Here is a 23496-nt window from a genome sequence, read left to right on the forward strand (position 1 = left end):
TGCCTCAAACTTTAAAACCCTTGCTATACTTAGTCCCGAAGTTACCTGGGACAACGCTCCACATCATTCAGTTTTGAAGTGTGACGAGCATCAATATCAAGAGGATATGAAACGATGAGTACCGCTAAACTGGTTAAATCAAAAGCATCTAATCTGGTCTATACCCGCAACGATGTCGCTGACAGCGAAAAGAAAGCGACCATTGAGCTGTTGAATCGCCAGGTGATCCAGTTCATTGACCTGTCCCTTATCACCAAGCAGGCACACTGGAATATGCGCGGTGCGAACTTTATCGCCGTGCACGAAATGCTGGACGGTTTCCGTACTGCGCTCACTGAGCATCTGGATACCATGGCGGAGCGCGCCGTGCAGCTGGGCGGCGTCGCCCTGGGCACCACTCAGGTGATCAACAGCAAAACCCCGCTGCAGAGCTACCCACTGGATATCCATCATGTTCAGGATCACCTGAAAGCGCTGGCTGACCGCTACGCGGTAGTGGCTAACGATGTGCGCAAAGCGATCGGCGAAGCTAAAGACGAAGATACCGCAGATATCTTCACCGCCGCTTCCCGCGACCTGGATAAATTCCTGTGGTTTATTGAAGCGAATATCGAGTAAGGCTTTGCCGTCGGCCGCAGCGCGGTCGACGGCGCCTTTGCTTTCCCCACCCAGCCCTTGTTGTTTTTCCCTCCTCCGTTTTCCCTCACCCGCTGGCCCTGCACCATTTCAGGGCGTCAAATTGATGAAAATGCGCACAAAAGTAAAACAATTGTAATAATCACCTCACACAATCGTTACGGCGAGATTGTTTTCCCATCAGGGTTTGCGCTAAAAATGGGCTCGTTATTCAGCGACCTCAGAATGCACCAAAATAACGCCCCGTTATGGTGCACTCTTTGCCTGAAACGATCGATATTGTGCAACGGCTACCGCTTCGTTTGTTGAAAAACAACAGCTTGTAAAAGTGGCACGATTTTTTCATTAGGCTAGTCGTTCTCGCAGGGGATCGTCCCGTGGATATAAAAGGAAATGCTATGAAGTCTGTATTTAAAGTTTCACTGGCTGCACTGACCCTGGCTTTTGCGGTTTCTTCCCATGCCGCCAATAAGACCCTGGTTGTCGCCACCGATACGGCGTTCGTCCCGTTCGAATTTAAGCAAGGCGATAAGTATGTGGGTTTTGACGTTGACCTGTGGGCGGCCATCGCCAAAGAGCTGAAGCTCGACTACACCCTGAAGCCAATGGACTTCAGCGGCATTATCCCGGCGCTGCAAACCAAAAATATCGATCTGGCGCTGGCGGGGATCACCATTACCGACGAGCGTAAAAAAGCCATCGACTTCTCTGACGGCTACTACAAGAGCGGCCTGCTGGTGATGGTCAACGCCAATAATAACGACATCAAAGATGTGAAAGATCTGAACGGCAAAGTGGTCGCGGTGAAGAGCGGCACCGGCTCCGTTGACTACGCGAAAGCCAATATCAAAACCAAAGATCTGCGTCAGTTCCCGAATATCGATAACGCCTACATGGAGCTGGGTACCGGCCGCGCGGATGCCGTTCTGCACGATACGCCGAACATCCTCTACTTCATCAAAACCGCGGGCAACGGCAAATTCAAAGCGGTAGGTGAATCACTGGAAGCGCAAAACTACGGTATCGCCTTCCCGAAAGGCAGCGACGAGCTGCGTGAGAAAGTGAACGGTGCGCTGAAAACGCTGCGCGAGAACGGCACCTACAACGAAATTTATAAAAAATGGTTCGGCACTGAACCAAAATAATAAAAACGTACATCGCCGGGCGCAGTCCCGGCGACTTCACAACGGTCTTCCGGCACAGACGTTGCGGGAGACAGTATTTTGGCGGAGGCTTTCCTCTGCTCTCGACACGGTAACAGGAACGTATTATGCAGTTTGACTGGAGTGCCATCTGGCCTGCCATTCCGATTTTGTTGGAAGGCGCCAAAATGACGCTGTGGATTTCCGTCCTCGGCCTGGCCGGCGGCCTGATCATCGGTCTGGTGGCCGGTTTCGCCCGCTGCTTCGGCGGCTGGATCGCCAACCACATCGCGCTGGTGTTTATTGAAATCATTCGCGGCACCCCGATTGTGGTGCAGGTTATGTTCATCTACTTTGCGCTGCCGATGGCCTTTAGCGATCTGCGCATTGACCCCTTCTCCGCGGCGGTAGTGACCATCATGATTAACTCGGGCGCCTATATCGCGGAAATTACCCGCGGCGCGGTGCTCTCCATTCATAAAGGCTTCCGCGAAGCGGGCCTGGCGCTGGGCCTGTCGCGTCGCGAAACCATTCGCCACGTGATCCTGCCGCTGGCGCTGCGCCGCATGCTGCCGCCGCTGGGCAACCAGTGGATCATCAGCATCAAGGACACCTCGCTGTTTATCGTCATCGGCGTCGCCGAACTGACCCGTCAGGGACAGGAGATCATCGCCGGCAACTTCCGCGCGCTGGAAATCTGGAGCGCCGTTGCCGTGATCTACCTGATCATCACCCTGGTCCTGAGCTTTATTCTGCGTCGTCTTGAAAGAAGGATGAAAATCCTGTGATTGAATTTAAAAACGTCTCCAAGCACTTTGGCCCGACCCAGGTGCTGCACGATATCTCTCTGAAAATCAATCAGGGTGAAGTGGTGGTCATTATCGGCCCGTCCGGCTCCGGTAAATCGACGATGCTGCGCTGCATCAATAAACTGGAAGAGATCACCAGCGGCGATCTGATTGTCGATGGCCTGAAGGTCAACGATCCGAAGGTGGACGAACGTCTGATTCGTCAGGAAGCCGGGATGGTGTTCCAGCAGTTTTACCTGTTCCCGCACCTCACGGCGCTGGAAAACGTGATGTTTGGCCCGCTGCGGGTACGCGGCGCCAGCAAGCAGGCCGCGGAGAAGCTGGCGAAAGATCTGCTGGCGAAAGTCGGTCTGGCAGAGCGCGCGCATCACTATCCGTCTGAACTCTCCGGCGGCCAGCAGCAGCGTGTGGCCATCGCCCGCGCGCTGGCGGTGAAGCCGAAGATGATGCTGTTTGATGAGCCCACCTCCGCGCTCGACCCGGAACTGCGTCATGAAGTGCTCAAGGTGATGCAGGATCTGGCGGAAGAGGGCATGACGATGGTGATTGTGACCCACGAAATCGGCTTTGCCGAAAAAGTGGCCTCGCGACTGATCTTTATCGACAAGGGACGAATTGCCGAAGACGGCAACCCACAGGAGCTGGTGAACAACCCGCCAAGCCCGCGTCTGCGGGAATTCCTGCAGCACGTCGCCTGACCCACAACGGCTCTCTCCGTCGCGGAGAGAGCCGCTTTCCAGATTCCTCTTCCCTCCCCTTCCGCCATCGGCTTCTATACTTACCCGTTTACGTTGCAACGGAGGTGCCCATGCCGTGGATCCTGCTTTTGCTCGCTGCGCTGTTTACTCCCCCGCTTTCCGCCGCCGCCCTGCCCGGCGTGCCGACCGCTAATGCCGATAAAACCAGCGCCAGCGAACCCGATGTAGAACAGAAAAGAGCGGCCTATGCCGCGCTGGCCGACGTGCTGGCCAACGACTCCGCCCGCCAGGAGCTCATTGACCAGCTGCGTAAAGCGGCCGCCACGCCGCCGCCCGACAGCACCCCGACGCTGACGCCGCCGGCGGTGAAAGAAGAGACCACGGTGCTGGAGAACGTCACGCAGATCAGCCGGGAATATGGCGATGAGTTCTCATCGCGCTTCTCCCAGCTGTGGCGCAATATTACCGGCTCGCCGCATAAGCCCTTTAATCCGCAAACCTTTACCAGCGCCGCCTGGCATTTTTTACTGCTGGCCGGGCTGGTGTTTGCCTTCTGGTGGCTGGTACGCCTCGCGGCGCTGCCGCTGTATCGTAAAATGGGCGAATGGGGACGGCATAAAAACCGCGATCGCGGAAACTGGCTCCAGCTGCCGTTGACCATCGCCGGGGCGTTTATCATCGATCTGCTGCTGCTGGCGCTGACCCTGTTTATCGGTCAGCTGTTGAGCGATCGCCTGAATGGCGACAACCCTACTATCGCCTTCCAGCAGAGCCTTTTCCTCAACGCCTTCGCGCTGATCGAATTCTTTAAAGCCATCCTGCGGCTCATTTTCTGCCCGCGCATACCGGCGCTCAGGCCCTTTAACCTCAGCGACGAGGCCGCCTCCTACTGGAGCCTGCGCCTGAGCGCCCTCAGCAGCCTGATCGGCTACGGCCTGATCGTCGCGGTGCCGATTATCTCCAACCAGGTGAATGTTCAGGTCGGCGCGCTGGCTAACGTCGTCATCATGCTGTGCATTACGCTGTGGGCGCTGTATCTGATTTTCCATAACAAAGCGGTGATTACGCAGGGGCTGATCCATCTGGCTGACCGCTCGCTCTCCTTCTTTAGCCTGTTTATCCGCGCCTTCGCCCTGATCTGGCACTGGCTGGCCTGCGCCTACTTTGTGGTGCTCTTTTTCTTTTCCCTGTTCGACCCAGGCAACAGCCTGAAATTTATGATGGGCGCCACCCTGCGCAGCCTGGCGATCATCGGCGGCGCGGCGCTGGTGTCCGGCATTCTGTCGCGCTGGATAGCCAAAACCATCACCCTCTCCCCTGCCACTCAGCGCAACTATCCTGAGCTGCAAAAGCGGCTGAACGGCTGGATCTCCGCGTCGCTGAAGGCAGCGCGTATTCTTACCGTCTGCGTCGCCATCATGCTGCTCCTGAGCGCCTGGGGGCTGTTTGACTTCCGCGAATGGCTGCACAACGATGCCGGGCAAAAAACGGTGGATGTGCTGATCCGTATCGCCCTTATCCTCTTCTTCTCCGCTATCGGCTGGACGGTGCTGGCCAGCCTGATCGAAAACCGGCTGGCTTCGGATATCCATGGCCGCCCGCTGCCCAGCGCGCGGGCCAGGACGCTGCTGACGCTGTTTCGCAACGCGCTGGCGGTGGTGATCAGCACCATCACGGTGATGATTTTGCTCTCGGAGATTGGGGTCAATATCGCGCCGCTGCTGGCCGGCGCCGGGGCGTTGGGGCTGGCCATCTCGTTTGGCGCGCAAACCCTGGTCAAAGACATTATCACCGGCATTTTTATCCAGTTTGAGAACGGGATGAATACCGGCGACCTGGTCACCATCGGTCCTTTGACCGGCACGGTGGAACGGATGTCGATTCGCTCAGTGGGGGTGCGCCAGGATACCGGCGCTTATCACATTATCCCCTGGTCCTCGATCACCACCTTTGCCAACTTCGTGCGCGGCATTGGCTCGGTGGTGGCCAACTATGACGTCGACCGCCATGAGGATCTGGATAAAGCCAGTCAGGCGCTGAAGGCGGCGGTGGACGATTTGCTGGCCCAGGAGGAGATCCGCGGCCTGATCATTGGCGAACCGTCGTTCGCCGGGCTGGTGGGGCTGAGCAATACCGCCTTTACGCTGCGCGTCAGCTTCACCACCCTGCCGCTGAAGCAGTGGACGGTGCGTTTTGCCCTCGACACCCAGGTGAAAAAGCACTTCGACCGCGCCGGGGTTCGCGCCCCGGTACAAACCTGGCAGCAGCTGCCGATGCCGGGCGCCGACAGCCCGGCCGCGGAGTAGTTAGAACGGACGGCGGCGTTTGGCGTCGTCCATAAAGCTCCAGGCGATAAAGCGGCTCTGCTTTTGCCCCTGGGCCATCTCTTTTTTCACCACTTTCACTGCCCCGACCTCGGTCAGCAGGCGGTAGAGCGGCGGCAGATTGTCGCCGCGCGACACCAGCGAGGTAAACCATTTCACCTGGCGGGCGAAGGCCTGACTTTCGCGGATCATCTGCGAGATAAAGGCCACTTCGCCCCCTTCGCACCACAGCTCCTGCTGCTGACCGCCAAAGTTAAGCCCGCTGTCGGCGCCGAGTCCGAGATTGCGGCGCTTGCGCTCACCGCCCGCCCGGGCGCTCTCTGCGGAGTCATGGAACGGCGGATTACACAGCGTGGCGTCATAGGTCTCGTTTTTGTGGATCACGCCGTGGAAGATAGCCTGGCTCTCTTTTTGCCGACGCAGACGGATCTGCCGGGTCAATCCCGGGTTGCCATTGACAATCGCCTGCGCGCTGGCGAAGGCTTCCGGGCTGATTTCGCTGCCGGTAAAGCGCCAGCCGTACTCGTGAACGCCGATCAGGGGATAAATGAGGTTGGCGCCGGTGCCAATATCGAGGATCGTGGCTTGCTTCGGCACTTCGCCGCTGTCCCCGGCCAGCAGATCCGCCAGATGATGAATATAATCGGCCCGCCCGGGCACCGGCGGACAGAGAAAACCATCAGGAATGTCCCAGTGTTTGACCGCGTAGAAATGCGCCAGCAGCGCTTTATTCAACGCCTTTACCGCCTGCGGATTGGCAAAATCAATGGTCTGCTCACCCAGCGGATTGAGCGTAATGTATCCCTGCAGGTCAGGATGCGCCTGGCAGAGCGCGGGCAGGTCGTAGCGTTGATGGTGGCGGTTACGCGGGTGTAACCCCGGTTTCTGGGCTTTCATGACAATCTCCTTTGAACAGCCGCGTAAGATACCCGTTGACGGCCGCTCGGTAAATAAGGGAGTCTGGATATCTCCTTTATCCGTGACAGGTGCAGCATGTACTTTTATCAACCTTCGCAGGGCCACGGCCTGCCGCATGACCCGCTCAACGCAATAATCGGGCCTCGCCCGATAGGCTGGATCGCCTCGCAGGACGCCGAGGGCCAGCGTAATCTGGCGCCATACAGCTTTTTTAACTGTTTTAACTATCGCCCGCCGATCATTGGTTTCGCCAGCAGCGGCTGGAAAGACAGCGTGCGAAATATCGTCGAAACGAAGGAGTTCGTCTGGAACCTGGCGACGCGCCCGCTGGCCGCCGCGATGAACGAAACCTCCGCCTCGATCCCGCACCATGAGGATGAATTCGTGCGCGCCGGACTCACCGCCGCCGCCAGCCGCCTGGTCAAGGCCCCCCGGGTGGCGGAGAGCCCGGTGAACTTTGAGTGCCGCCTGTCGCAATGTATTCAGCTCACCACCGCCGACGGCAACCTTGTCGATACATGGCTGGTGCTCGGCGAAGTGGTCGCCGTGCATATCGATGAATCACTGCTGGAGAACGGCATCTATCAAACCGCCCGCGCTCAGCCGATCCTGCGTGCCGGGGGGCCGAGCGCCTATTACAGTATTGATGACAGCCTGCGTTTTGACATGATCCGCCCGGATGCCCGCTAAATAATATCCCTGGCGCGGGGACCGCTACCCTGCGCCGGTTGCGGGCTAAACGCCTTGTTTTTGCATAAAAAATTCCCTACCGCGCGGTCTGGAAAGGCCTACACTTAAGCTATGTCCCATGCTGTTTATGAGGATATGCTGATGAAAATCACCTCGCTGCTGTTTGCCGCTGCGCTTGCCGCTCAGGCCGACGCGGCCTCTTCCCTGCCGCCGCCCCCCGTACTGCCCTATGACGGGCCGCTGCGTCCTGTCGGCACCGTCTCCGCCTCCGGCGCCCGCACCCTTGACGACCTGGTGGCCGCCCTCGCGGATAAGGCCCACCGTCGTGGGGCGATAGCCTGGCGGGTCAATGCCGCCAGCAGCGGTAACCGGCTGTACGGTTCAGCTATAATTTATCAATAACCCTTTTAAAGGAGGCAGACAATGGCATCAGGTTGGGCAGGCGACGGCGCCGTACAGGATCAGATCGACAGCACCATTGACGATGCGGTGGCTCGCGCCCGCCGCGAGCTTCCGCACGGCGAAAGCAACAAATTTTGTGATGAATGCGGAGAGCCGATTCCGGAGGCGCGCCGACAGGCGATACCCGGGGTGAGATACTGCGTGAAGTGCCAGCAGGAGAAAGATTTACATAACAATACATTTTCAGGATATAATCGCCGTGGTTCCAAGGATAGCCAGCTACGCTGACTTTCCTTTACCGTTCATGACAGCCTTTCGCATTATCTTTTCGCGCACACTTTTTGGCGATAAATGTCGCAATATGTGCCCTTAAGCGTGCCGGTCTCCCTCGCTCCGCCATCAGACAAAAAGAATGAGAAATAATTTATTAATAATCAGTAAATTATTAATCATTCAAAAAATTAGATGAAGACTGTGAATTTCCTTCGATTTTATCTCCCGCAAAAAAGCTTGATACTTATCACATCGACGGAACATCGTCCCCTGAACAGAACAACCTGCGAGAGATTAACTATGAAAAACATCAAATATGCTGCCGCTGCCATCGCTCTGACCGCCCTTTCCTTCGGCGCCTTTGCCGCCGAGCCGGTTACCCCCGCTCAGGCTGAAAGCATGAATAAGATCGGCGTGGTGTCTGCGCAAGGCGCAACCACGTTAGATGGTCTGGAAGCGAAACTGGCTGCTAAAGCCGAAGCCGCTGGCGCAACCGGCTATAGCATCACTTCCGCTAACACCAACAACAAACTGAGCGGTACCGCGGTTATCTATAAATAATCGCAGCTCAACCCTGTAAGCCACTGAATTAACCCTGAAAAGACCTTTAATACCCTTGCCTTGCCCGTCCGAGCCACCGGACGGGCTTTTTTTTATTCTGCCGAGCCAATCACCAGCAGTCGTTGACGCGGCTGAGCCCCTGCTCCAGGGTTGAGACCTCCCCGCAGGCCAGCAGACAGCAGGCCAGCTGGATCTTCAGCGAGTGGGGTACCGGTTCGACGCCGGCGACGCAGCGTTCGATCCAGCGCGCGGTCACTTCGGGATCTTTCGAGGCCGGCAGAATGACTTCCTCCGCCGCTGCCTCGGTCTGACGGTCGCACAGCGCCCGCACGCCCTGGTCATCGATCAGGCTGATCTGCGGGCAGCGCTGCGGGTTGGCATACACTTCGCCTTCGGTACCGTGCATCAGCAACGCGCGGCCACCGGTCTCGCGAAAGAAGCCCGCCACCCTGGGAACATATTCCGGATGCGATACGCTGGAGAGACGTAACGCCTCCCCTTCGCCAAACGGCGTGGCCAGTTTGGCCAACGTATGGGCGCTGTTGCGCACGCCCATCCGCCAGCGCATCGCCAGCTGTTTCTCCAGCGGCGGGCAGAAGGCCCCCACCGGGATATATACCGGTTCATGCCCCTCCAGCTGCGCCTGAGCCTGGCCGGCATGCCGGGTAGCCGGAATGTCCAGCAGGGTAAAAATGGTCTCGGTCAGCACCCGGGTCGGATCGTGACTGACGCCGTGAACCACGACCGGAAACCCCAGCTTGTGCAGGAGCATCGCCAGCAGCGGCGTCAGGTTCGCCTGCTTGCGCGCGCCGTTGTAGCTGGGGATAACGATCGGCATCGGCTTGCCTGCCGGCGGGGTCAGGCGCAGAGTATGCTGCTGCATCGCGGCGTAAAAGCCTTTCATCTCCGCTTCGCCTTCGCCTTTGATGCGCAGGGCGATTAATATTCCCCCCAGCTCCAGCTCCGGCACCTCGCCGTTCAGCATCCGCGCGTAGAGCCCACGGGCGGTCTCTTCATCCAGGTCGCGGGCATGATTCTTACCGCGGCCCACCTCTTTTATAATTTTGCTGTACTCCATGGCTCCCCCTGTTGCGTCACGCGCCGGCGTCAACGACGTTTACGGCCTGTCTGTTTTGCTGTCTGTTTTGCTTTACGTTTTACTATAACCTCCGGGACGCCCGGCTGCTCTATGGGAAAAACAGGCAACGCGTTCAGTAGACGCGCGCCGTAGTTTTTGGTCAACAGACGCTTATCGTAAATCACCACCTCTCCCCAGCAGTGATGGCTACGGATCAGACGCCCCACCTGCTGAATAAGATTAAAGGAGGCGCTGGGCAAACTCTGTACCTCGAAGGGATAACGATTGAGGCTTTTCAGCCATTCGCCTTCGGTGATCACTACCGGGCTGTCGATGGGCGGAAAGGCGATTTTATGGATATGCACCTGGCTTAACAGATCGCCTTTTAAATCGAGACCTTCGGCGAAGGACTGCAGGCCCACCAGCACGCTGCGCTCGCCGCTTTCCACCCGTTTGCGATGCAGCTCCACCAGCCGGTAGCGCGGCTGGTCGCCCTGCACCAGCAGCATCAGGCGCAGATCGGTCACATGCTCCAGGAAGCGATTCATCGCTCGCCCGCTGGCGAACAGCACCAGCATCCCGAGATGTTTCTTGCTCTCCACCTGCTGGCGAAAATAGGCCGCCATCTCGGCGATGTGCTGCTCTTCGTTATCCATCAGCGGTTCATAGCGCATTTGAGGAATAATAATTTTCCCCTGCTCTACGTGGTTGAACGGCGAATCCAGTGCCACGAAGCGGTCGCCCGCTTTCTCCTTCAGGCCGCTCATCTCCTGCAGGCGCGAGAAGCTGTTTAGAGAGCGCAGCGTCGCTGACGTCACCACGATATGCGGCACGCTGCGCCACAGCAGTCGTTCAAGCTGATCGCTGACGCGGATGCCGACGCAGTGGAACCAGACGTGGATCTGGCCGTCGCGCACCACCCGCGTCGCCCATTTGGTCACCGGCGCGCCAGAGGACTGCGCCAGCGACGCCAGACGCCACAGCTTGCTTTGGCTTTCAAACATGCCGAGGGCGCGGTTCATCTGCAGCAGCACCCGATGCAGGCGCACCACGTCATGGCTGCCGGTCTTTTCGCTGAGATCGTTAAGGAACAGCTCCGCCAGCCCGCGCAGCGTCTCGGTGAGCTTCGCCAGCCGCTGGCAGATCTCCATCACCTCCTGCGGCAGTTCGCCCATCGGGAAGCGATGCTCCGCGTCCTGACCGGCGGGCATATAGAGATTGAGAATATTATTCAACGACGCAATCAGCTCGAACAGCTCTTCGCAATGGCCGGCGAGCCGCTCCGCATTGGCCAGCGGCGGCGTGGTTTTCGGGCGGAACTGCTCCATGCAGGTAGCCACCAGCTTGCAGAACAGATCCAGCTGCAGGCGAAACCAGGGGGCGGTGATCTCGGCGCTCATCTCCAGCGCGTCGCGGGCGACGTCCGGCAGATGATGGCCTTCATCGAGGACCAGCAGCAGGTTTTTCGGCTCCGGCAGCACCGCCTCGCTCTCCATCGCCGCCATCACCAGCGCATGGTTGGCCACCACCACTTCCGCCTCCTGAATTTCCCGCCGCGCCACAAAGAACGGACACTCCCGATAGTAGTGGCAGTTGCGGTTCAGGCAGCTGGCCTTATCGGTGCTCAGCCGGCTCCACAGCCCATCGTCGATGGCTTTGTCGGTATGGTCGCGCAGCCCGTCCCAGCGGTAGCTGTCGAGATCCTGCTTCAGCGTCGCGCACAGCTTCTGCTCGGCCTGGTTGTTCGGGGTGAGATCGTCGTCGAGGAAGGCCAGCAGATCCTGCTGCGTCGGCTCGGTGCTGGCCAGCGCCGTCAGATTGCGCGGGCAGACGTAGCGTCCGCGACCGAAGGCGGCGGTGAAGCGCAGGTCGGGGATAATCTTGCGCAGCAGCGGCAGGTCTTTACTGTAAATTTGATCCTGCAGGGCGACGTTGGCGGTGCTGACCACCAGCGTTTTTTGTTTCTCACGGGCGATGGCAATGCCGGGGATCAGATATGACAGCGTTTTACCAACGCCGGTCGGCGCTTCGATAGCCAGATGCCGGCCCTCATCCCCGGCGAGGGTTTTCGCCACATCAGCGATCATCTGCCGCTGCGGGGGGCGGGGAATAAAGTCCGGGATCTGTTCCTGAAGCGCCTTATACCAGGCGGCGATTTGCGCTTTCAGCGCAGCGGTCAAAGCCATGAGAAAACCTGAATACTGTATAAACAGCCACTATTGTGCCATTTTTGCCCGCCCGGAGGTATTGCTTTCTGCTCAGTGTGGAAGCGTGCTCGACAAATAGTGTAATGGAAAGAAAAAGGCCCGCCGCCGCGTAGCGGACAGACGGGCCTGAGCCGTACTTAACCGCATTCTCGCGGTCCGGGCATCAGCCTGTTATTCGCCAGCCGGTTTACGCGGGCGACGGCGGCGCGGCGGTTTGCCGTCCTGAGTGCGCGCTTTCGGCGCCTCGCCGTCCTGACGACGCGGGGCGCTGCTCTGGCTGCGCGGCTGTCCGCTGCGCCCCTGGCCCTGGCCGCCGCGTCCCTGACCCTGACCACGACCGCCGCCGCGCTGCTGGCGACCGTTCTGGATAGGTTCGGCTTTAATAGACGGATCCGGCTCATAGCCGGCAATCGCGATGCGCGGGATCTCTTTCTTCAGCAGGCGCTCGATATCGCGCAGCAGCTTGTGCTCATCCACGCACACCAGCGACAAGGCTTCGCCGGTGGCCGCGGCGCGACCGGTACGGCCGATACGGTGGACATAATCTTCCGGCACGTTCGGCAGCTCGTAGTTCACCACGTGCGGCAGCTCTTCGATATCCAGACCGCGGGCGGCGATATCGGTCGCCACCAGCACGCGAATGCCGCCGGATTTAAAGTCGGCCAGCGCGCGGGTACGCGCCCCCTGGCTCTTGTTGCCATGGATCGCCGCGCTGCGGATGCCGTCTTTGTTGAGCTGCTCCGCGAGGTGGTTGGCGCCATGCTTAGTGCGGGTAAAGACCAGCACCTGCTGCCAGTTGCCTTCGCCGATAAGCTGCGACAGCAGCTCGCGCTTACGGTTTTTGTCAACAAAATGGACGTGCTGGGTGATCTGCTCGGAGGCCGTGTTGCGACGCGCCACTTCCACTTCCAGCGGGTTGTGCAGCAATTTCTCAGCCAGGCCTTTGATCTCGTCGGAGAAGGTCGCCGAGAACAGCAGGTTCTGCCGACGCGGCGGCAGTTTAGCCAGTACGCGGCGGATGTCATGGATAAAGCCCATATCCAGCATGCGGTCCGCTTCATCCAGTACGAGGATTTCCACTTTATCGAGGCTGACGGCGTTCTGGTGTTCCAGGTCCAGCAGACGGCCCGGGGTGGCGACGAGGATATCGACGCCGCCGCGCAGCTTCATCATCTGCGGGTTGATGCTCACGCCGCCGAACACCACCAGCGAGCGAACATTCAGATATTTGCTGTAATCCCGCACGTTCTCGCCCACCTGCGCCGCCAGCTCGCGGGTCGGGGTCAGGATCAGCGCGCGCACCGGGCGACGACCCTTCGCGTGCGGCTCGTTCTGGATCAGGCGCTGCAGCAGCGGCAGAGTAAAGCCCGCCGTTTTACCGGTGCCGGTCTGGGCGCTGGCCATCAGGTCGCGGCCCTGCAGTACCGCCGGGATCGCCTGCTGCTGGATAGGGGTCGGCTCAACGTAGCCCTGCTCAGCGACAGCGCGCAGGATATCGGGATTCAGGCCAAGGGAATCAAAAGACATAACAACTCCGAACCGCCCCGGCCCGGTGAAGGGCGTAGTTTTCAGGGAGATTATTGCGATAAGAGATGGCAAAAACCACAATGCCATGAAGGGGCGCAGTCTAGCAGATTTTGTGACAGGCCGCATAAAATCTGCAAAAGAATGCCGCGCCTGGCTGGCGGGGGAAAGAAGGCCGCTGAGGGCGCTCAGCGGCCAGGCGGGTCGCCGCAGCGCGGTTAACGCAGACGATACTTAATTTTTTCAACGATCTTCGCGGTGGAGATGCCGTAGCGATCGTGGAGGGTCGGCAGCGCGCCGGCTAACAGGAACGCGTCAGGCAGCCCTACGGTATCCAGCTCGCAGCGAACCCCATTGCGCATCAGCAGGGCGGCCACCGCCTCTCCTAACCCGCCGACCGCGGTGTGGTTTTCGGCGGTGACCACCAGGCGACCCGGCTTCGACGCCTGTTCAATAATCGCTTGTTCATCCAGCGGTTTGATGGTCGGCACGTGCAGGACCGCCACGCTGATATTATCGTCCCGCAGCTTTTCAACCGCCTCCAGCGCGCGCATGGTCATTAGCCCGGAGGAGATAATCAACACGTCGTTGCCGTCCTCCAGCAGCTTCGCTTTGCCCAGTTCGAACTGATAGTCGTATTTATCCAGCACCAGCGGCACCTTCCCGCGAAGCAGGCGCATATAAACCGGGCCATGATGATCGGCAATGGCCGGTACCGCCTGCTCAATCTCCAGCGAATCGCAGGGATCGACGATGACCATTCCAGGGATACCACGCATGATCGCCAGATCTTCGGTGGCCTGATGACTGGGGCCATAGCCGGTCGTCAGGCCCGGTAGCGCCGCGCAAATCTTGACGTTCAGATGCTCTTCAGCGATCACCTGATGAATAAAATCATAGGCGCGACGGGTCGCAAAGGCGGCATAGGTGGTGGCGAAGGGAATAAATCCCTCCTTCGCCATGCCTCCCGCCGCCGCCATCAGCAGTTGCTCCGCCATTCCCATCTGGAAAAAGCGATCCGGGAAGGCCTGGGCGAAAATATGCAGGTCAGTATATTTTGACAGGTCCGCGGTCATACCGACGATCGCCGGGCGCTGCGCCGCGAGTTTCGACAGCGCGACGCCGAAGGGCGCAGAGACGGTGGCCTGGCCTTCATCGGCAATCGAAGCGATCATCGCCGACGTTTTTAAACGGGGTTTACTCTGGCTCATTACAGCACTCCTTCCGGTTTGTTAGCGTCCAGCACCGCAATCGCTTTTTGCCATTCGTCGGCATCGACGCGAATAAAATGGTTCTTATCGCGGGTTTCGAGGAACGGCACCCCTTTGCCCATCAGCGTGTCGCATAAAATGACCCGCGGCTGGTTGCCGGAATAACTTTTCGCGTTGTCAAAGGCGGCCATCACCGCCGACAGATCGTTACCGTCCACGCGCTGCACGTACCAGCCGAAGGCGGCCCATTTATCCTGCAGCGGCTCAAAGCCGAGGATTTTGCGTGAATCGCCGTCGGCCTGCTGTTTGTTGACGTCGACAAGGTTAATCAGGTTGGTCAGGCCATAGTGAGCCGCCGACATCGCCGCTTCCCAGGTCGAACCTTCATCCAGCTCCCCATCGGACATCGAGTTATAGACCCAGGCCTTGCTCTGTTTCTGCCGCAGGCCGAGCGCCATGCCGACGGCGATAGACAGCCCCTGCCCCAGCGAGCCGCCGGACATCTCCATCCCCGGGGTGTAGGTCGCCATGCCGGACATCGGCAGGCGGCTGTCGTCGGAGCCGTAGGTTTCCAGTTCCGCTTCCGGAATAATGCCCGCCTCCAGCAACGCGGCATAATAAGCGATAGCGTAATGGCCATGAGAAAGCAGGAAGCGATCGCGCCCCTCCCACTCAGGATCTTCCGGGCGATAGGTCATGGCGTAACTGAAGGCGGTAGCCAGCACATCGGCATACCCCAGCGCCTGGCCAATATAGCCCTGCCCCTGAACTTCCCCCATTTGCAGGGCATAGCGGCGGATACGCCACGCCGCCGCGGCGACTTTTTGTGATTCGGTGATGTTCATCTCTGTGCCTCGCTTAGTGAATTAACATGCCGCCGTTAACGTCCAGGGTGATACCGGTGGAGTAGGAAGAGAGGTCGCTGCCGAGGAACAGCGCGGCGCGGGCGATGTCCACCGCGTCGCCGAGGCGGTTCATCGGAATGCCGGCAAGAATATTGGCCGTCATGTCGTCCGTCAGCTTGCCGGCGGTAATGTCGGTCTGAATTAGCCCCGGGGTGATGCAGTTAACGCGGACGTTGTCCGGGCCAAGCTCGCGCGCCATCGCCCGCGCAAGGCCGAGCACGCCGGCTTTTGCCGCGCTGTAGTGCGGACCGCCGAAGATACCGCCGCCGCGCTGGGCGGAAACGGACGAGATGCAGACGATGCTGCCGGATTTTTGCGACCGCATCGTGGGGATCACCGCCTGTGACATCAGCAGCGTGCCGCGCAGGCTGACATCGAGCACCGCGTCATAGTTGGCGCGCTTGATGTCCATTAGCTTCAGCGGCTGGGTGATCCCGGCGTTATTGACCAGCACATCGACCCGGCCGTATTTCGCCAGAATCTGTTCGATGGCCGCCTGCACCTGCACTTCGTCGGCGACGTTCGCCGCCAGGCCGAGATGGCCTTCGCCCAGCGCCGCCGCGGCGGTTTTACTGGCTTCGCCATTGAGGTCGATAATGACCACTTTCGCGCCGTTTTCGGCGAATAATTTCGCGGCCGCAAAACCCAAACCGCGTGCGGAGGCCGCGCCAGTAATAATGGCGACTTTATCTTTTAATAACATAGTTTCACTCCATGACATTACGTCATATTAATTAACAGGATCTATTTTCGTTATTGTGGCTCATCGAGGAAAAGAATCACCACCAAACCGATTGCGGCGCAGATACCAAAATAGGTAAAGACAGAATTAAAGCTCCCCGTTTTATCCAGTAAGAAACCAGCCACCATCGGCGCCACAAATCCGCCGAGGTTGCCGCCGCTATTAATAATGGAAGAGACGATCGGATAGGTTTTGCTGTCCGAAACGGCCATACCGTAGGCGGTAAAAGCCGGCCAGCCGATATTCAAACAGAAACCGACAAAGAATAAACCAATACAGACCGCCAGGCTGCTTGCCGGTATATTCAGCATAATTAACATCATGACTACGGTTGATACCGCTGTGAATATCATGGTTGGTTTACGCCGGCGGCCTAATAATTTATCCGAAATCCATCCTCCGCCAATCGCGCCAATAAAGCCGCCGATGCACGGCATACTGGCCACGAAGCCCATACTCATCACATCGAAACCGCGCTCTTTCACTAAATACAGCGGGATCCAGGTTAATAATCCATATAACACGCTGACCATCATAAAATATGCGAGGCAGTCTCCGAGAATATTTTTTGAGGTAAATAATCCCTTCGCCGTATCCACAGGCGGCATTTTTTTCACCCGGATAATTTTATCCAGCCAGGTGAAGCGATCGGCGATTAATATATTTTCACGTACACCGTCATTATGATGGCTGTCCCGCCCGGCATTAATCTCTGCCAGTTCGCTTTGAGATACGAATCCGCTTTCCGCGGGCTTTGACTTCACCAACAGGTACCACGCTATCGCTGCTACGATCCCGGGAATAGCAAAGGAGAAAAAGACCCACCGCCAGCCCCAGGTCACCGCAATCCACACCGCCAGCGGCGGCACGATAATCGGGGCAAACATGGTCGCCGCGATGTAAACGCCGGTTGCCGTGGCTTTCTCTTTCGGCGGAAACCAGTTGTTTATCGTCGACGCCAGCCCCACCGGGCAGGGACCTTCGCTTAGTCCCAAGCCCAGCCGCACCAGCTTCAGGCCAAATACGGAGCTCACCGTGCCCATCAGCCAGGTAAAAGCGGAGAAGCCGAAAATAGATAGCGAAACCAGCCCTCGAGTGCCGCGTCTGGCGATGAAAAAGCCGGCCGGGATCTGGCTGACCGCATAGCCGAGGAAAAACATACTGGCAATCGCTCCGGCCTCAAAATTATTGATATGAAATTCATCAATGATAAACGGCAGTACCGCGCCGATATTCGTTCTGTCGGCGTAATTGATGGCATACACCAGGAAAATCATCGTCAAAACCACAAAACGATATTTTGTTTTCCTGGCGTCAGTACAGACCAGCGTATCTATACGTGACATAGGGTTTCCTCATCTTATACCTCATCCACTTCGCCGTAGGTTGCCGCCTGGGTTCGCCGCGTTTCACGCGCCCTGGCGCAACAAGAGAGACATGTCTTTTCGCACAGCGAAACAGGTGGTTAGGTGTTTTATTATTGCGACCCAAGCGCATCGCAGTTTGTGATCAGGCCTGTGAGGGGAATATAACAACCCAAAAATGAAAAGGTATTCAAAAAAGCTCAATTATGATTGAGAAAAATTGAGTTAGTGACTCCCCGCAAATTTTAGCGTTTACTGAGAGGGGCGATTTTAACGAGATAAATTGTTAAGCCCATCACAAATTAAAAGATTATTTTCGCTTTTCCCTATGCTGTTCATCACGGCTGCGCCACGCTGTTCGCCATTTTCTTTTATTCGCGCCCCGCGCAGGATGCCGCCATGAGTCAACCGCTGCCCAATAAAAATCTGCCGATGCCCTCTTTACGCAATATCCAGGCTTTTATTGAAGTCGCCGCAACCGGCAGCCTCAACCTGGCCGCAGAGAACCTCAACATTACCGCCTCGGCGGTCAGCCACCAGATAGCCAGTCTGGAGCACTTGCTGGGAAAAAAACTGTTCTCCCGCAGCAGCAAAGGCGTGATGTTAACCGCAGTGGGAGAAAAATATCTCAAAGAGGTCTCCGGAGCGCTGAATATGATTGGCCAGGCCACCAGCCAGGTGATCAACGATATTCATCAGGATTATTTACGTATTCACTCAGCGCCGAGCTTCGGCCTGCTGTGGCTGATGCCGCGGCTGGATAAATTCCGTCAGGCGTGGCCGGAGCTAAAAATTAGCCTGACCTGCTCTTACGAAAGCATTCAGTTCTCCCGGGATAATATTGATATCGATATTCGCCACGGGCTGTCGCAGTGGCCGACGCTGCTGGTCAGGACCATTAAAAATGAGTGCGTCCTTCCCTACAGCGCCTCCTCTTATTTAGCCCGCCATGCGGTTCGCGCCCCGGAAGATCTGCTGGCCTGCGATCTGATCCATTCCGACAGCACCTTAATTAACTGGAGCAACTGGCTGTCGTGGCACAAGGTCCGCGGCTGGCACAAAAACTTTATCTTTAATTTCGACCGGTCGTACATGAGCATCGAGGCGGCCCGAATGGGGATGGGGGTGATCCTGGAAAGCAATCTGCTGGCCGGCGGCCACGTGCGTCAGGGGCAGCTGACGCCGGTGTTTGCCGACGAGCGGAGTATGCCGGTCGGCGCGCACCACTTCGTCCTTCCCCACGCCAATGAACAGAAGGAAAAGGTCCAGCGCTTCTTCGCCTGGGTCGCCGGGGAGCTACAGGAAGACGGTTTTCATATTTAGTCCTGGCAGGTGGACAAACCGCCAGTCGGCGCCTAAAGTTAATCAATCGATTGATTAATTTTTTCAGAGCGCGATGACCAGTAAAGGCGAACAGGCAAAAAGCCAGCTTATCGCGGCCGCTATCGCCCAGTTTGGCGAGTACGGCCAGCATGCCACCACCCGCGATATCGCCGCCCAGGCCGGGCAGAATATCGCCGCTATCACCTACTATTTTGGCTCGAAAGACGACCTGTATCTCGCCTGCGGCCAGTGGATCGCCGATTTTATCGGAGACAATTTTCGCCCGCACGCCGAAGCGGCGGAGGCCCTGCTCGCCGGAGAGTCGCCGGATCGCCAGGCGATCCGCGCCCTCATCCTCAGCGCCTGCCATAACATGATCCTGCTGCTGACCCAGGATGATACGGTCAACTTGAGCAAATTTATTTCCCGGGAACAGCTGGCGCCCACCGCCGCGTACCATCTGATCCACCAGCAGGTGATCGCCCCCCTGCACCACTATCTCACCCGGCTGATCGCCGCCTGGACGGGTCGCGATGCCGGTGATACGCAAATGATCCTCCATACCCACGCCCTGCTGGGCGAGGTGCTCGCTTTCCGTCTCGGGCGTGAAACCATCCTGCTGCGCACCGGCTGGACGCAGTTTGACGCGCAAAAAACCGAACAGATTTTTGAGGTCATTACCTGTCATATCGATTTCATTCTGCATGGGTTATCGCAAAGGAGTTTGGGCTGATGAAAAAACCCGTCGTCGTCATTCTGCTGATCGTGATTCTTCTCGCCGCGCTGGGCGGCGGCTGGTGGTGGTACCAGAGCAGCCGGCAGCAGCCGCTGACTCTGTATGGCAATGTCGATATCCGCACCGTCAATATGAGCTTCCGCGTCGGCGGCAGACTGGCCTCGCTGACCGTCGACGAAGGCGACAGCATCCGCGCCGGGCAAACCCTCGGCGAGCTTGACCGTGCCCCCTATGAAAACGCCCTGCTGCAGGCGCAGGCCAACGTCTCCACCGCCCAGGCGCAGTATGACCTAATGATGGCCGGCTACCGCTCGGAAGAGATTGCCCAGGCCGCGGCGGCAGTGAATCAGGCGCAGGCCGCTTACGACTACGCGCAAAACTTTTATCAGCGCCAGCTGGGTTTACGCGCCAGCAGCGCCATTTCCGCCAACGATCTGGAGAACGCCCGCTCCTCGCGCGACCAGGCGCAGGCAACGCTGAAGTCAGCGCAGGATAAACTGCGTCAATACCGCGCCGGCAATCGTCCGCAGGAGATAGCCCAGGCCAAAGCCAGCCTCGAACAGGCGCAGGCGGCGCTGGCCCAGGCTAAACTGGACCTGCACGATACCGTGCTGACCGCCCCTTCCGACGGCACGCTGATGACCCGCGCCGTCGAGCCCGGCACTATGCTCAACGCCGGCGGCACCGTGCTAACCCTCTCCCTGACCCATCCAGTATGGGTCCGCGCCTACGTTGACGAGAAAAACCTCGGCCAGGCGCAGCCGGGACAAGCAGTGCTGCTCTATACCGACAGCCGGCCGGATAAGCCCTATCACGGCAAAATCGGCTTTGTCTCGCCGAGCGCTGAGTTCACGCCGAAGACTGTCGAGACGCCGGATCTGCGCACCGATCTGGTCTACCGTCTGCGCATCGTGGTAACCGACGCCGACGGCGCGCTGCGCCAGGGGATGCCGGTGACCGTCTCCTTTGACAACGGGAACGGACATGAGTGAGGCCGTCATCGCCTTAAACGGCCTGAGCCGCCGTTTCCCCGGGATGGACAGGCCAGCGGTGGCCCCGCTGACCTGTACGATCCGCGCCGGCTACGTCACGGGGCTGGTGGGCCCCGACGGCGCAGGGAAAACCACCCTCATGCGGATGCTCGCCGGGTTGCTTAAGCCTGATGAGGGCAGCGCCAGGGTGATTGGCTTTGATCCGCTAAAAGACGACAGCGCTCTGCACGCGGTGCTCGGCTATATGCCGCAGAAGTTCGGCCTGTATGAAGATCTGACGGTGATGGAAAACCTCACCCTGTACGCCGATCTACGCAGCGTTACCGGCGAGGCGCGGAAGAAAATTTTCGACCGCCTGCTGGAATTCACCGCCCTTGGCCCGTTCACCGGGCGGCTGGCGGGCAAGCTCTCCGGCGGCATGAAGCAAAAGCTGGGGCTCGCCTGTACCCTGGTGGGTGACCCGAAGGTGCTGCTGCTGGATGAGCCCGGCGTCGGCGTCGATCCGATCTCTCGCCGCGAGCTATGGCAGATGGTGCACGAGCTGGCCGGCGACGGCATGCTGATCCTGTGGAGCACCTCTTATCTCGATGAAGCCGAGCAGTGTCGTGATGTGCTGCTGATGAACGAAGGCAAACTGCTCTATCAAGGGGAGCCGACGGCCCTGACGCAAACCATGGCCGGGCGCAGCTTTCTGGTCTCCAGCCCGCAGGAGAACAACCGCCGCCTGCTGCAGCGGGCGCTGAAGCTGCCGCAGGTTAGCGACGGCGTGATTCAGGGCAAATCGGTGCGTCTGATCCTGAAAAAGGAGGCGCGCATCGATGAGGTTCAGCAACATGACGATATGCCATCGCTGCAGGTGACCGACACCGCGCCGCGCTTTGAAGACGCCTTTATCGACCTGCTCGGCGGCGCCGGGACCGCCGAATCGCCGCTGGGGGCGATTATCCATCGCGTTGACGGCAGCAAAGACGAAACGGTGATTGAGGCGCAGTCGCTGACTAAAAAATTTGGCGATTTCGCCGCCACCGACCACGTCGATTTCCAGGTCAAGCGCGGCGAGATCTTCGGCCTGCTCGGCCCCAACGGCGCAGGGAAATCCACCACCTTCAAAATGATGTGCGGCCTGCTGGTGCCCACCTCCGGCAAAGCGCTGGTGCTGGGGATGGATCTCAAGGTCAGCTCCGGCAAGGCGCGTCAGCATCTGGGCTATATGGCGCAAAAATTTTCGCTGTACGGCAACCTCAGCGTCGAGCAGAACCTGCGCTTTTTCTCCGGGGTCTACGGCCTGCGCGGCCGGGCGCAAAATGACAAAATTGCCCGCATGAGCGATGCCTTCGGTCTGAACAGCATCGCCCGCCACGCCGCCGACGAGCTGCCGCTCGGCTATAAGCAGCGGCTGGCGCTGGCCTGCTCCTTGATGCATGAGCCCGACATTCTTTTTCTCGACGAACCCACCTCCGGGGTCGATCCCCTCACCCGTCGCGAGTTCTGGCTGCATATCAACAGCATGGTGGATAAAGGGGTGACGGTGATGGTCACCACTCACTTTATGGATGAAGCGGAGTATTGCGACCGCATTGGGCTGGTCTATCACGGCAAGCTTATCGCCAGCGGCACCCCGGACGCGCTGAAGGCCCAGGCGGCGGATGACAACCAGACGGACCCGACCATGGAGCAGGCGTTTATTACCCTGATTAACCGTTGGGATAAGGAGAATGGCCATGAGCAGTAATCTCCTCTCCTGGCGGCGGGTCCGCGCCCTGTGCGTCAAAGAGACCCGGCAGATCGTCCGCGATCCCAGCAGCTGGCTGATTGCGGTGGTGATCCCTCTGCTGCTGCTGTTTATCTTCGGCTACGGCATTAACCTCGACTCCAGCAAGCTGCGGGTGGGGGTTCTGCTGGAGCAGCAGAGCGAAGAGGCGCTGGACTTCGTGCATACCATGACCGGATCGCCCTATATCGACGCCACCGTCAGTGACAATCGCCAGCGGCTAATTGAGCTGATGCAGGCCGGTCGCATCCGCGCGATGGTGGTTATTCCGGTGGACTTCGACCGCCAGATGGCCCGCCCCGGCGCCACTGCGCCGCTCCAGCTCATCACCGACGGCAGCGAGCCCAATACCGCTAACTTCGCCCAGGGCTACGTGGAGGGTATCTGGCAGATCTGGCAGCAGCAGCGGGCGGAAGACCGCGGCGAGACCTTTGAACCGCTGATCGACGTGCAGATGCGCTACTGGTTTAACCCGGCGGCCATCAGCCAGCACTTTATTATCCCCGGGGCGATCACCATTATCATGACCGTGGTCGGCGCCATATTGACCTCGCTGGTGGTGGCCCGCGAATGGGAGCGCGGCACCATGGAGGCGCTGCTGTCGACGGAGATCACCCGCGCTGAACTGCTGCTGTGCAAGCTCATCCCCTACTACTTCCTCGGCATGCTGGCGATGCTGCTGTGTATGCTGGTGTCGGTGTTTATTCTCGGCGTCCCCTATCGCGGTTCGCTGCCGATCCTGTTTGTCATCACCAGTCTGTTTTTGCTCAGCACCCTGGGGATGGGACTGCTGATCTCGACGATCACCCGCAACCAGTTTAACGCCGCGCAGGTGGCGCTGAACGCCGCCTTTTTACCGTCGATAATGCTGTCCGGGTTTATTTTCCAGATAGACAGCATGCCGGCGGTGATCCGCGCGGTGACCTATGTGATCCCGGCGCGCTATTTCGTCAACACCCTGCAAAGCCTGTTTCTGGCGGGCAATATTCCGGTGGTGCTGCTGGTGAATGTGCTGTTTTTGATTGCTTCGGCGGTGATGTTTATCGGCCTGACGTGGCTGAAAACCAAACGGCGTCTGGATTAGGTTTTGCCCGGTGGCGCTGCGCTGACCGGGCCTACGGTTTAACCAACATCGATTATACAGTTCGCCGATCCCGTGGGCCGGGCGAGCGCAGTGCCGCCCGGCGTTG

23 protein-coding genes are annotated in these 23496 nt (G+C 58.7%); 14 read left to right on the forward strand and 9 right to left on the reverse strand.

Annotated elements, in window-relative coordinates; genetic code table 11:
• Positions 1-114: 114 nt before the first annotated feature.
• From dps to ybiO, 5 genes are all read left to right on the forward strand, one after another.
• Entirely contained in the window at positions 115-618 is a 504-nt protein-coding gene (dps, locus tag LGM20_RS17335; protein ID WP_004886200.1) for a DNA starvation/stationary phase protection protein Dps, read from the forward strand.
• A 416-nt stretch (positions 619-1034) separates the two neighbouring features.
• Complete coding sequence (glnH, locus tag LGM20_RS17340; protein WP_004886198.1) at positions 1035-1781, forward strand: glutamine ABC transporter substrate-binding protein GlnH; 747 nt, start codon at positions 1035-1037, stop codon at positions 1779-1781.
• A 125-nt stretch (positions 1782-1906) separates the two neighbouring features.
• Positions 1907-2566, forward strand: coding sequence for a glutamine ABC transporter permease GlnP (gene glnP / locus LGM20_RS17345; protein WP_002895837.1), 660 nt, complete (start codon positions 1907-1909; stop codon positions 2564-2566).
• Entirely contained in the window at positions 2563-3285 is a 723-nt protein-coding gene (glnQ, locus tag LGM20_RS17350) for a glutamine ABC transporter ATP-binding protein GlnQ (protein ID WP_004212183.1), read from the forward strand. The genes glnP and glnQ overlap by 4 nt, the downstream gene beginning before the upstream one ends.
• 110 nt (positions 3286-3395) lie before the next feature.
• Positions 3396-5591 (forward strand): mechanosensitive channel protein, encoded by a 2196-nt coding sequence (gene ybiO / locus LGM20_RS17355; protein WP_044521827.1) that lies wholly within the window; start codon positions 3396-3398, stop codon positions 5589-5591.
• Here the strand turns inward: ybiO and rlmF are convergent, their stop codons facing one another.
• Positions 5592-6506: a 23S rRNA (adenine(1618)-N(6))-methyltransferase RlmF gene (rlmF, locus tag LGM20_RS17360; RefSeq protein ID WP_044521825.1), complete on the reverse strand. Its 915-nt coding sequence runs from the start codon at positions 6504-6506 to the stop codon at positions 5592-5594. It abuts the gene before it with no gap.
• Positions 6507-6602: 96 nt separating this feature from the next.
• Here rlmF and LGM20_RS17365 point away from each other — a divergent pair, with 96 nt between their 5' ends.
• From LGM20_RS17365 to ybiJ, 4 genes are all read left to right on the forward strand, one after another.
• Positions 6603-7217: a flavin reductase family protein gene (locus LGM20_RS17365; protein ID WP_023288943.1), complete on the forward strand. Its 615-nt coding sequence runs from the start codon at positions 6603-6605 to the stop codon at positions 7215-7217.
• Positions 7218-7358: 141 nt separating this feature from the next.
• A complete protein-coding gene (locus tag LGM20_RS17370; protein WP_032455234.1) occupies positions 7359-7619 on the forward strand; it encodes a YdgH/BhsA/McbA family protein in 261 nt (86 codons plus the stop codon).
• 21 nt (positions 7620-7640) lie between these two features.
• On the forward strand, positions 7641-7907 hold the full coding sequence (locus LGM20_RS17375) for a DksA/TraR family C4-type zinc finger protein (RefSeq protein WP_023288941.1): 267 nt from the start codon (positions 7641-7643) through the stop codon (positions 7905-7907).
• Positions 7908-8192: 285 nt separating this feature from the next.
• The gene (ybiJ, locus tag LGM20_RS17380; protein WP_004176772.1) at positions 8193-8453 is read left to right on the forward strand and encodes a DUF1471 family protein YbiJ; all 261 of its coding nucleotides are present in this window, start codon (positions 8193-8195) and stop codon (positions 8451-8453) included.
• Between the two features lie 109 nt (positions 8454-8562).
• Here ybiJ and ybiB read toward each other — a convergent pair whose 3' ends face one another.
• The 8 genes from ybiB to LGM20_RS17420 form a co-directional block, all read right to left on the reverse strand.
• The gene (ybiB, locus tag LGM20_RS17385) at positions 8563-9531 is read right to left on the reverse strand and encodes a DNA-binding protein YbiB (RefSeq protein WP_044521822.1); all 969 of its coding nucleotides are present in this window, start codon (positions 9529-9531) and stop codon (positions 8563-8565) included.
• Positions 9532-9560: 29 nt separating this feature from the next.
• Positions 9561-11717 (reverse strand): ATP-dependent DNA helicase DinG, encoded by a 2157-nt coding sequence (dinG, locus tag LGM20_RS17390; protein ID WP_044521819.1) that lies wholly within the window; start codon positions 11715-11717, stop codon positions 9561-9563.
• A 192-nt stretch (positions 11718-11909) separates the two neighbouring features.
• Complete coding sequence (gene rhlE / locus LGM20_RS17395; protein ID WP_044521817.1) at positions 11910-13265, reverse strand: ATP-dependent RNA helicase RhlE; 1356 nt, start codon at positions 13263-13265, stop codon at positions 11910-11912.
• A gap of 215 nt (positions 13266-13480) precedes the next feature.
• Positions 13481-14473 (reverse strand): transketolase family protein, encoded by a 993-nt coding sequence (locus tag LGM20_RS17400; RefSeq protein WP_044521816.1) that lies wholly within the window; start codon positions 14471-14473, stop codon positions 13481-13483.
• Positions 14473-15318: a transketolase gene (locus LGM20_RS17405; RefSeq protein ID WP_023288936.1), complete on the reverse strand. Its 846-nt coding sequence runs from the start codon at positions 15316-15318 to the stop codon at positions 14473-14475. The genes LGM20_RS17400 and LGM20_RS17405 overlap by 1 nt, the downstream gene beginning before the upstream one ends.
• 13 nt (positions 15319-15331) lie before the next feature.
• On the reverse strand, positions 15332-16081 hold the full coding sequence (locus LGM20_RS17410) for an SDR family NAD(P)-dependent oxidoreductase (protein WP_044521813.1): 750 nt from the start codon (positions 16079-16081) through the stop codon (positions 15332-15334).
• Positions 16082-16131: 50 nt separating this feature from the next.
• Positions 16132-17466 carry an MFS transporter gene (locus LGM20_RS17415; RefSeq protein WP_044521812.1) on the reverse strand — a complete coding sequence of 445 codons (1335 nt, stop codon included), beginning with the start codon at positions 17464-17466 and terminating at the stop codon, positions 16132-16134.
• A gap of 288 nt (positions 17467-17754) precedes the next feature.
• Positions 17755-17892 (reverse strand): hypothetical protein, encoded by a 138-nt coding sequence (locus tag LGM20_RS17420; RefSeq protein ID WP_032428692.1) that lies wholly within the window; start codon positions 17890-17892, stop codon positions 17755-17757.
• Between LGM20_RS17420 and LGM20_RS17425 the strand changes: the two genes are divergently transcribed.
• The 5 genes from LGM20_RS17425 (at position 17884) to LGM20_RS17445 (ending at position 23390) form a co-directional block, all read left to right on the forward strand.
• The gene (locus LGM20_RS17425; protein WP_044521808.1) at positions 17884-18807 is read left to right on the forward strand and encodes a LysR substrate-binding domain-containing protein; all 924 of its coding nucleotides are present in this window, start codon (positions 17884-17886) and stop codon (positions 18805-18807) included. The genes LGM20_RS17420 and LGM20_RS17425 overlap by 9 nt on opposite strands.
• Positions 18808-18880: 73 nt before the next feature.
• Complete coding sequence (cecR, locus tag LGM20_RS17430; protein ID WP_023288932.1) at positions 18881-19540, forward strand: transcriptional regulator CecR; 660 nt, start codon at positions 18881-18883, stop codon at positions 19538-19540.
• A complete protein-coding gene (hlyD, locus tag LGM20_RS17435) occupies positions 19540-20535 on the forward strand; it encodes a secretion protein HlyD (protein WP_023288931.1) in 996 nt (331 codons plus the stop codon). Before cecR ends, hlyD begins: the two co-directional genes overlap by 1 nt.
• Positions 20528-22267 carry an ATP-binding cassette domain-containing protein gene (locus LGM20_RS17440; protein WP_023288930.1) on the forward strand — a complete coding sequence of 580 codons (1740 nt, stop codon included), beginning with the start codon at positions 20528-20530 and terminating at the stop codon, positions 22265-22267. The genes hlyD and LGM20_RS17440 overlap by 8 nt, the downstream gene beginning before the upstream one ends.
• Complete coding sequence (locus tag LGM20_RS17445) at positions 22257-23390, forward strand: ABC transporter permease (protein WP_023288929.1); 1134 nt, start codon at positions 22257-22259, stop codon at positions 23388-23390. The genes LGM20_RS17440 and LGM20_RS17445 overlap by 11 nt, the downstream gene beginning before the upstream one ends.
• The last annotated feature ends 106 nt before the right edge of the window (positions 23391-23496 follow it).

This window comes from Klebsiella quasipneumoniae subsp. quasipneumoniae (assembly GCF_020525925.1).
In the GTDB taxonomy this organism is placed as follows: domain Bacteria; phylum Pseudomonadota; class Gammaproteobacteria; order Enterobacterales; family Enterobacteriaceae; genus Klebsiella; species Klebsiella quasipneumoniae.

Coding starts and splice junctions, on each gene's coding strand:
- dps (WP_004886200.1), top strand. CDS start 115: ATGAGTACCGCTAAACTGGTTAAATCAAAAGCATCTAATCTGGTCTAT.
- glnH (WP_004886198.1), top strand. CDS start 1,035: ATGAAGTCTGTATTTAAAGTTTCACTGGCTGCACTGACCCTGGCTTTT.
- glnP (WP_002895837.1), top strand. CDS start 1,907: ATGCAGTTTGACTGGAGTGCCATCTGGCCTGCCATTCCGATTTTGTTG.
- ybiO (WP_044521827.1), top strand. CDS start 3,396: ATGCCGTGGATCCTGCTTTTGCTCGCTGCGCTGTTTACTCCCCCGCTT.
- rlmF (WP_044521825.1), bottom strand. CDS start 6,506: ATGAAAGCCCAGAAACCGGGGTTACACCCGCGTAACCGCCACCATCAA.
- LGM20_RS17365 (WP_023288943.1), top strand. CDS start 6,603: ATGTACTTTTATCAACCTTCGCAGGGCCACGGCCTGCCGCATGACCCG.
- LGM20_RS17370 (WP_032455234.1), top strand. CDS start 7,359: ATGAAAATCACCTCGCTGCTGTTTGCCGCTGCGCTTGCCGCTCAGGCC.
- LGM20_RS17375 (WP_023288941.1), top strand. CDS start 7,641: ATGGCATCAGGTTGGGCAGGCGACGGCGCCGTACAGGATCAGATCGAC.
- ybiJ (WP_004176772.1), top strand. CDS start 8,193: ATGAAAAACATCAAATATGCTGCCGCTGCCATCGCTCTGACCGCCCTT.
- ybiB (WP_044521822.1), bottom strand. CDS start 9,531: ATGGAGTACAGCAAAATTATAAAAGAGGTGGGCCGCGGTAAGAATCAT.
- dinG (WP_044521819.1), bottom strand. CDS start 11,717: ATGGCTTTGACCGCTGCGCTGAAAGCGCAAATCGCCGCCTGGTATAAG.
- rhlE (WP_044521817.1), bottom strand. CDS start 13,265: ATGTCTTTTGATTCCCTTGGCCTGAATCCCGATATCCTGCGCGCTGTC.
- LGM20_RS17400 (WP_044521816.1), bottom strand. CDS start 14,473: ATGAGCCAGAGTAAACCCCGTTTAAAAACGTCGGCGATGATCGCTTCG.
- LGM20_RS17405 (WP_023288936.1), bottom strand. CDS start 15,318: ATGAACATCACCGAATCACAAAAAGTCGCCGCGGCGGCGTGGCGTATC.
- LGM20_RS17410 (WP_044521813.1), bottom strand. CDS start 16,081: ATGTTATTAAAAGATAAAGTCGCCATTATTACTGGCGCGGCCTCCGCA.
- LGM20_RS17415 (WP_044521812.1), bottom strand. CDS start 17,466: ATGTCACGTATAGATACGCTGGTCTGTACTGACGCCAGGAAAACAAAA.
- LGM20_RS17425 (WP_044521808.1), top strand. CDS start 17,884: ATGAGTCAACCGCTGCCCAATAAAAATCTGCCGATGCCCTCTTTACGC.
- cecR (WP_023288932.1), top strand. CDS start 18,881: ATGACCAGTAAAGGCGAACAGGCAAAAAGCCAGCTTATCGCGGCCGCT.
- hlyD (WP_023288931.1), top strand. CDS start 19,540: ATGAAAAAACCCGTCGTCGTCATTCTGCTGATCGTGATTCTTCTCGCC.
- LGM20_RS17440 (WP_023288930.1), top strand. CDS start 20,528: ATGAGTGAGGCCGTCATCGCCTTAAACGGCCTGAGCCGCCGTTTCCCC.
- LGM20_RS17445 (WP_023288929.1), top strand. CDS start 22,257: ATGAGCAGTAATCTCCTCTCCTGGCGGCGGGTCCGCGCCCTGTGCGTC.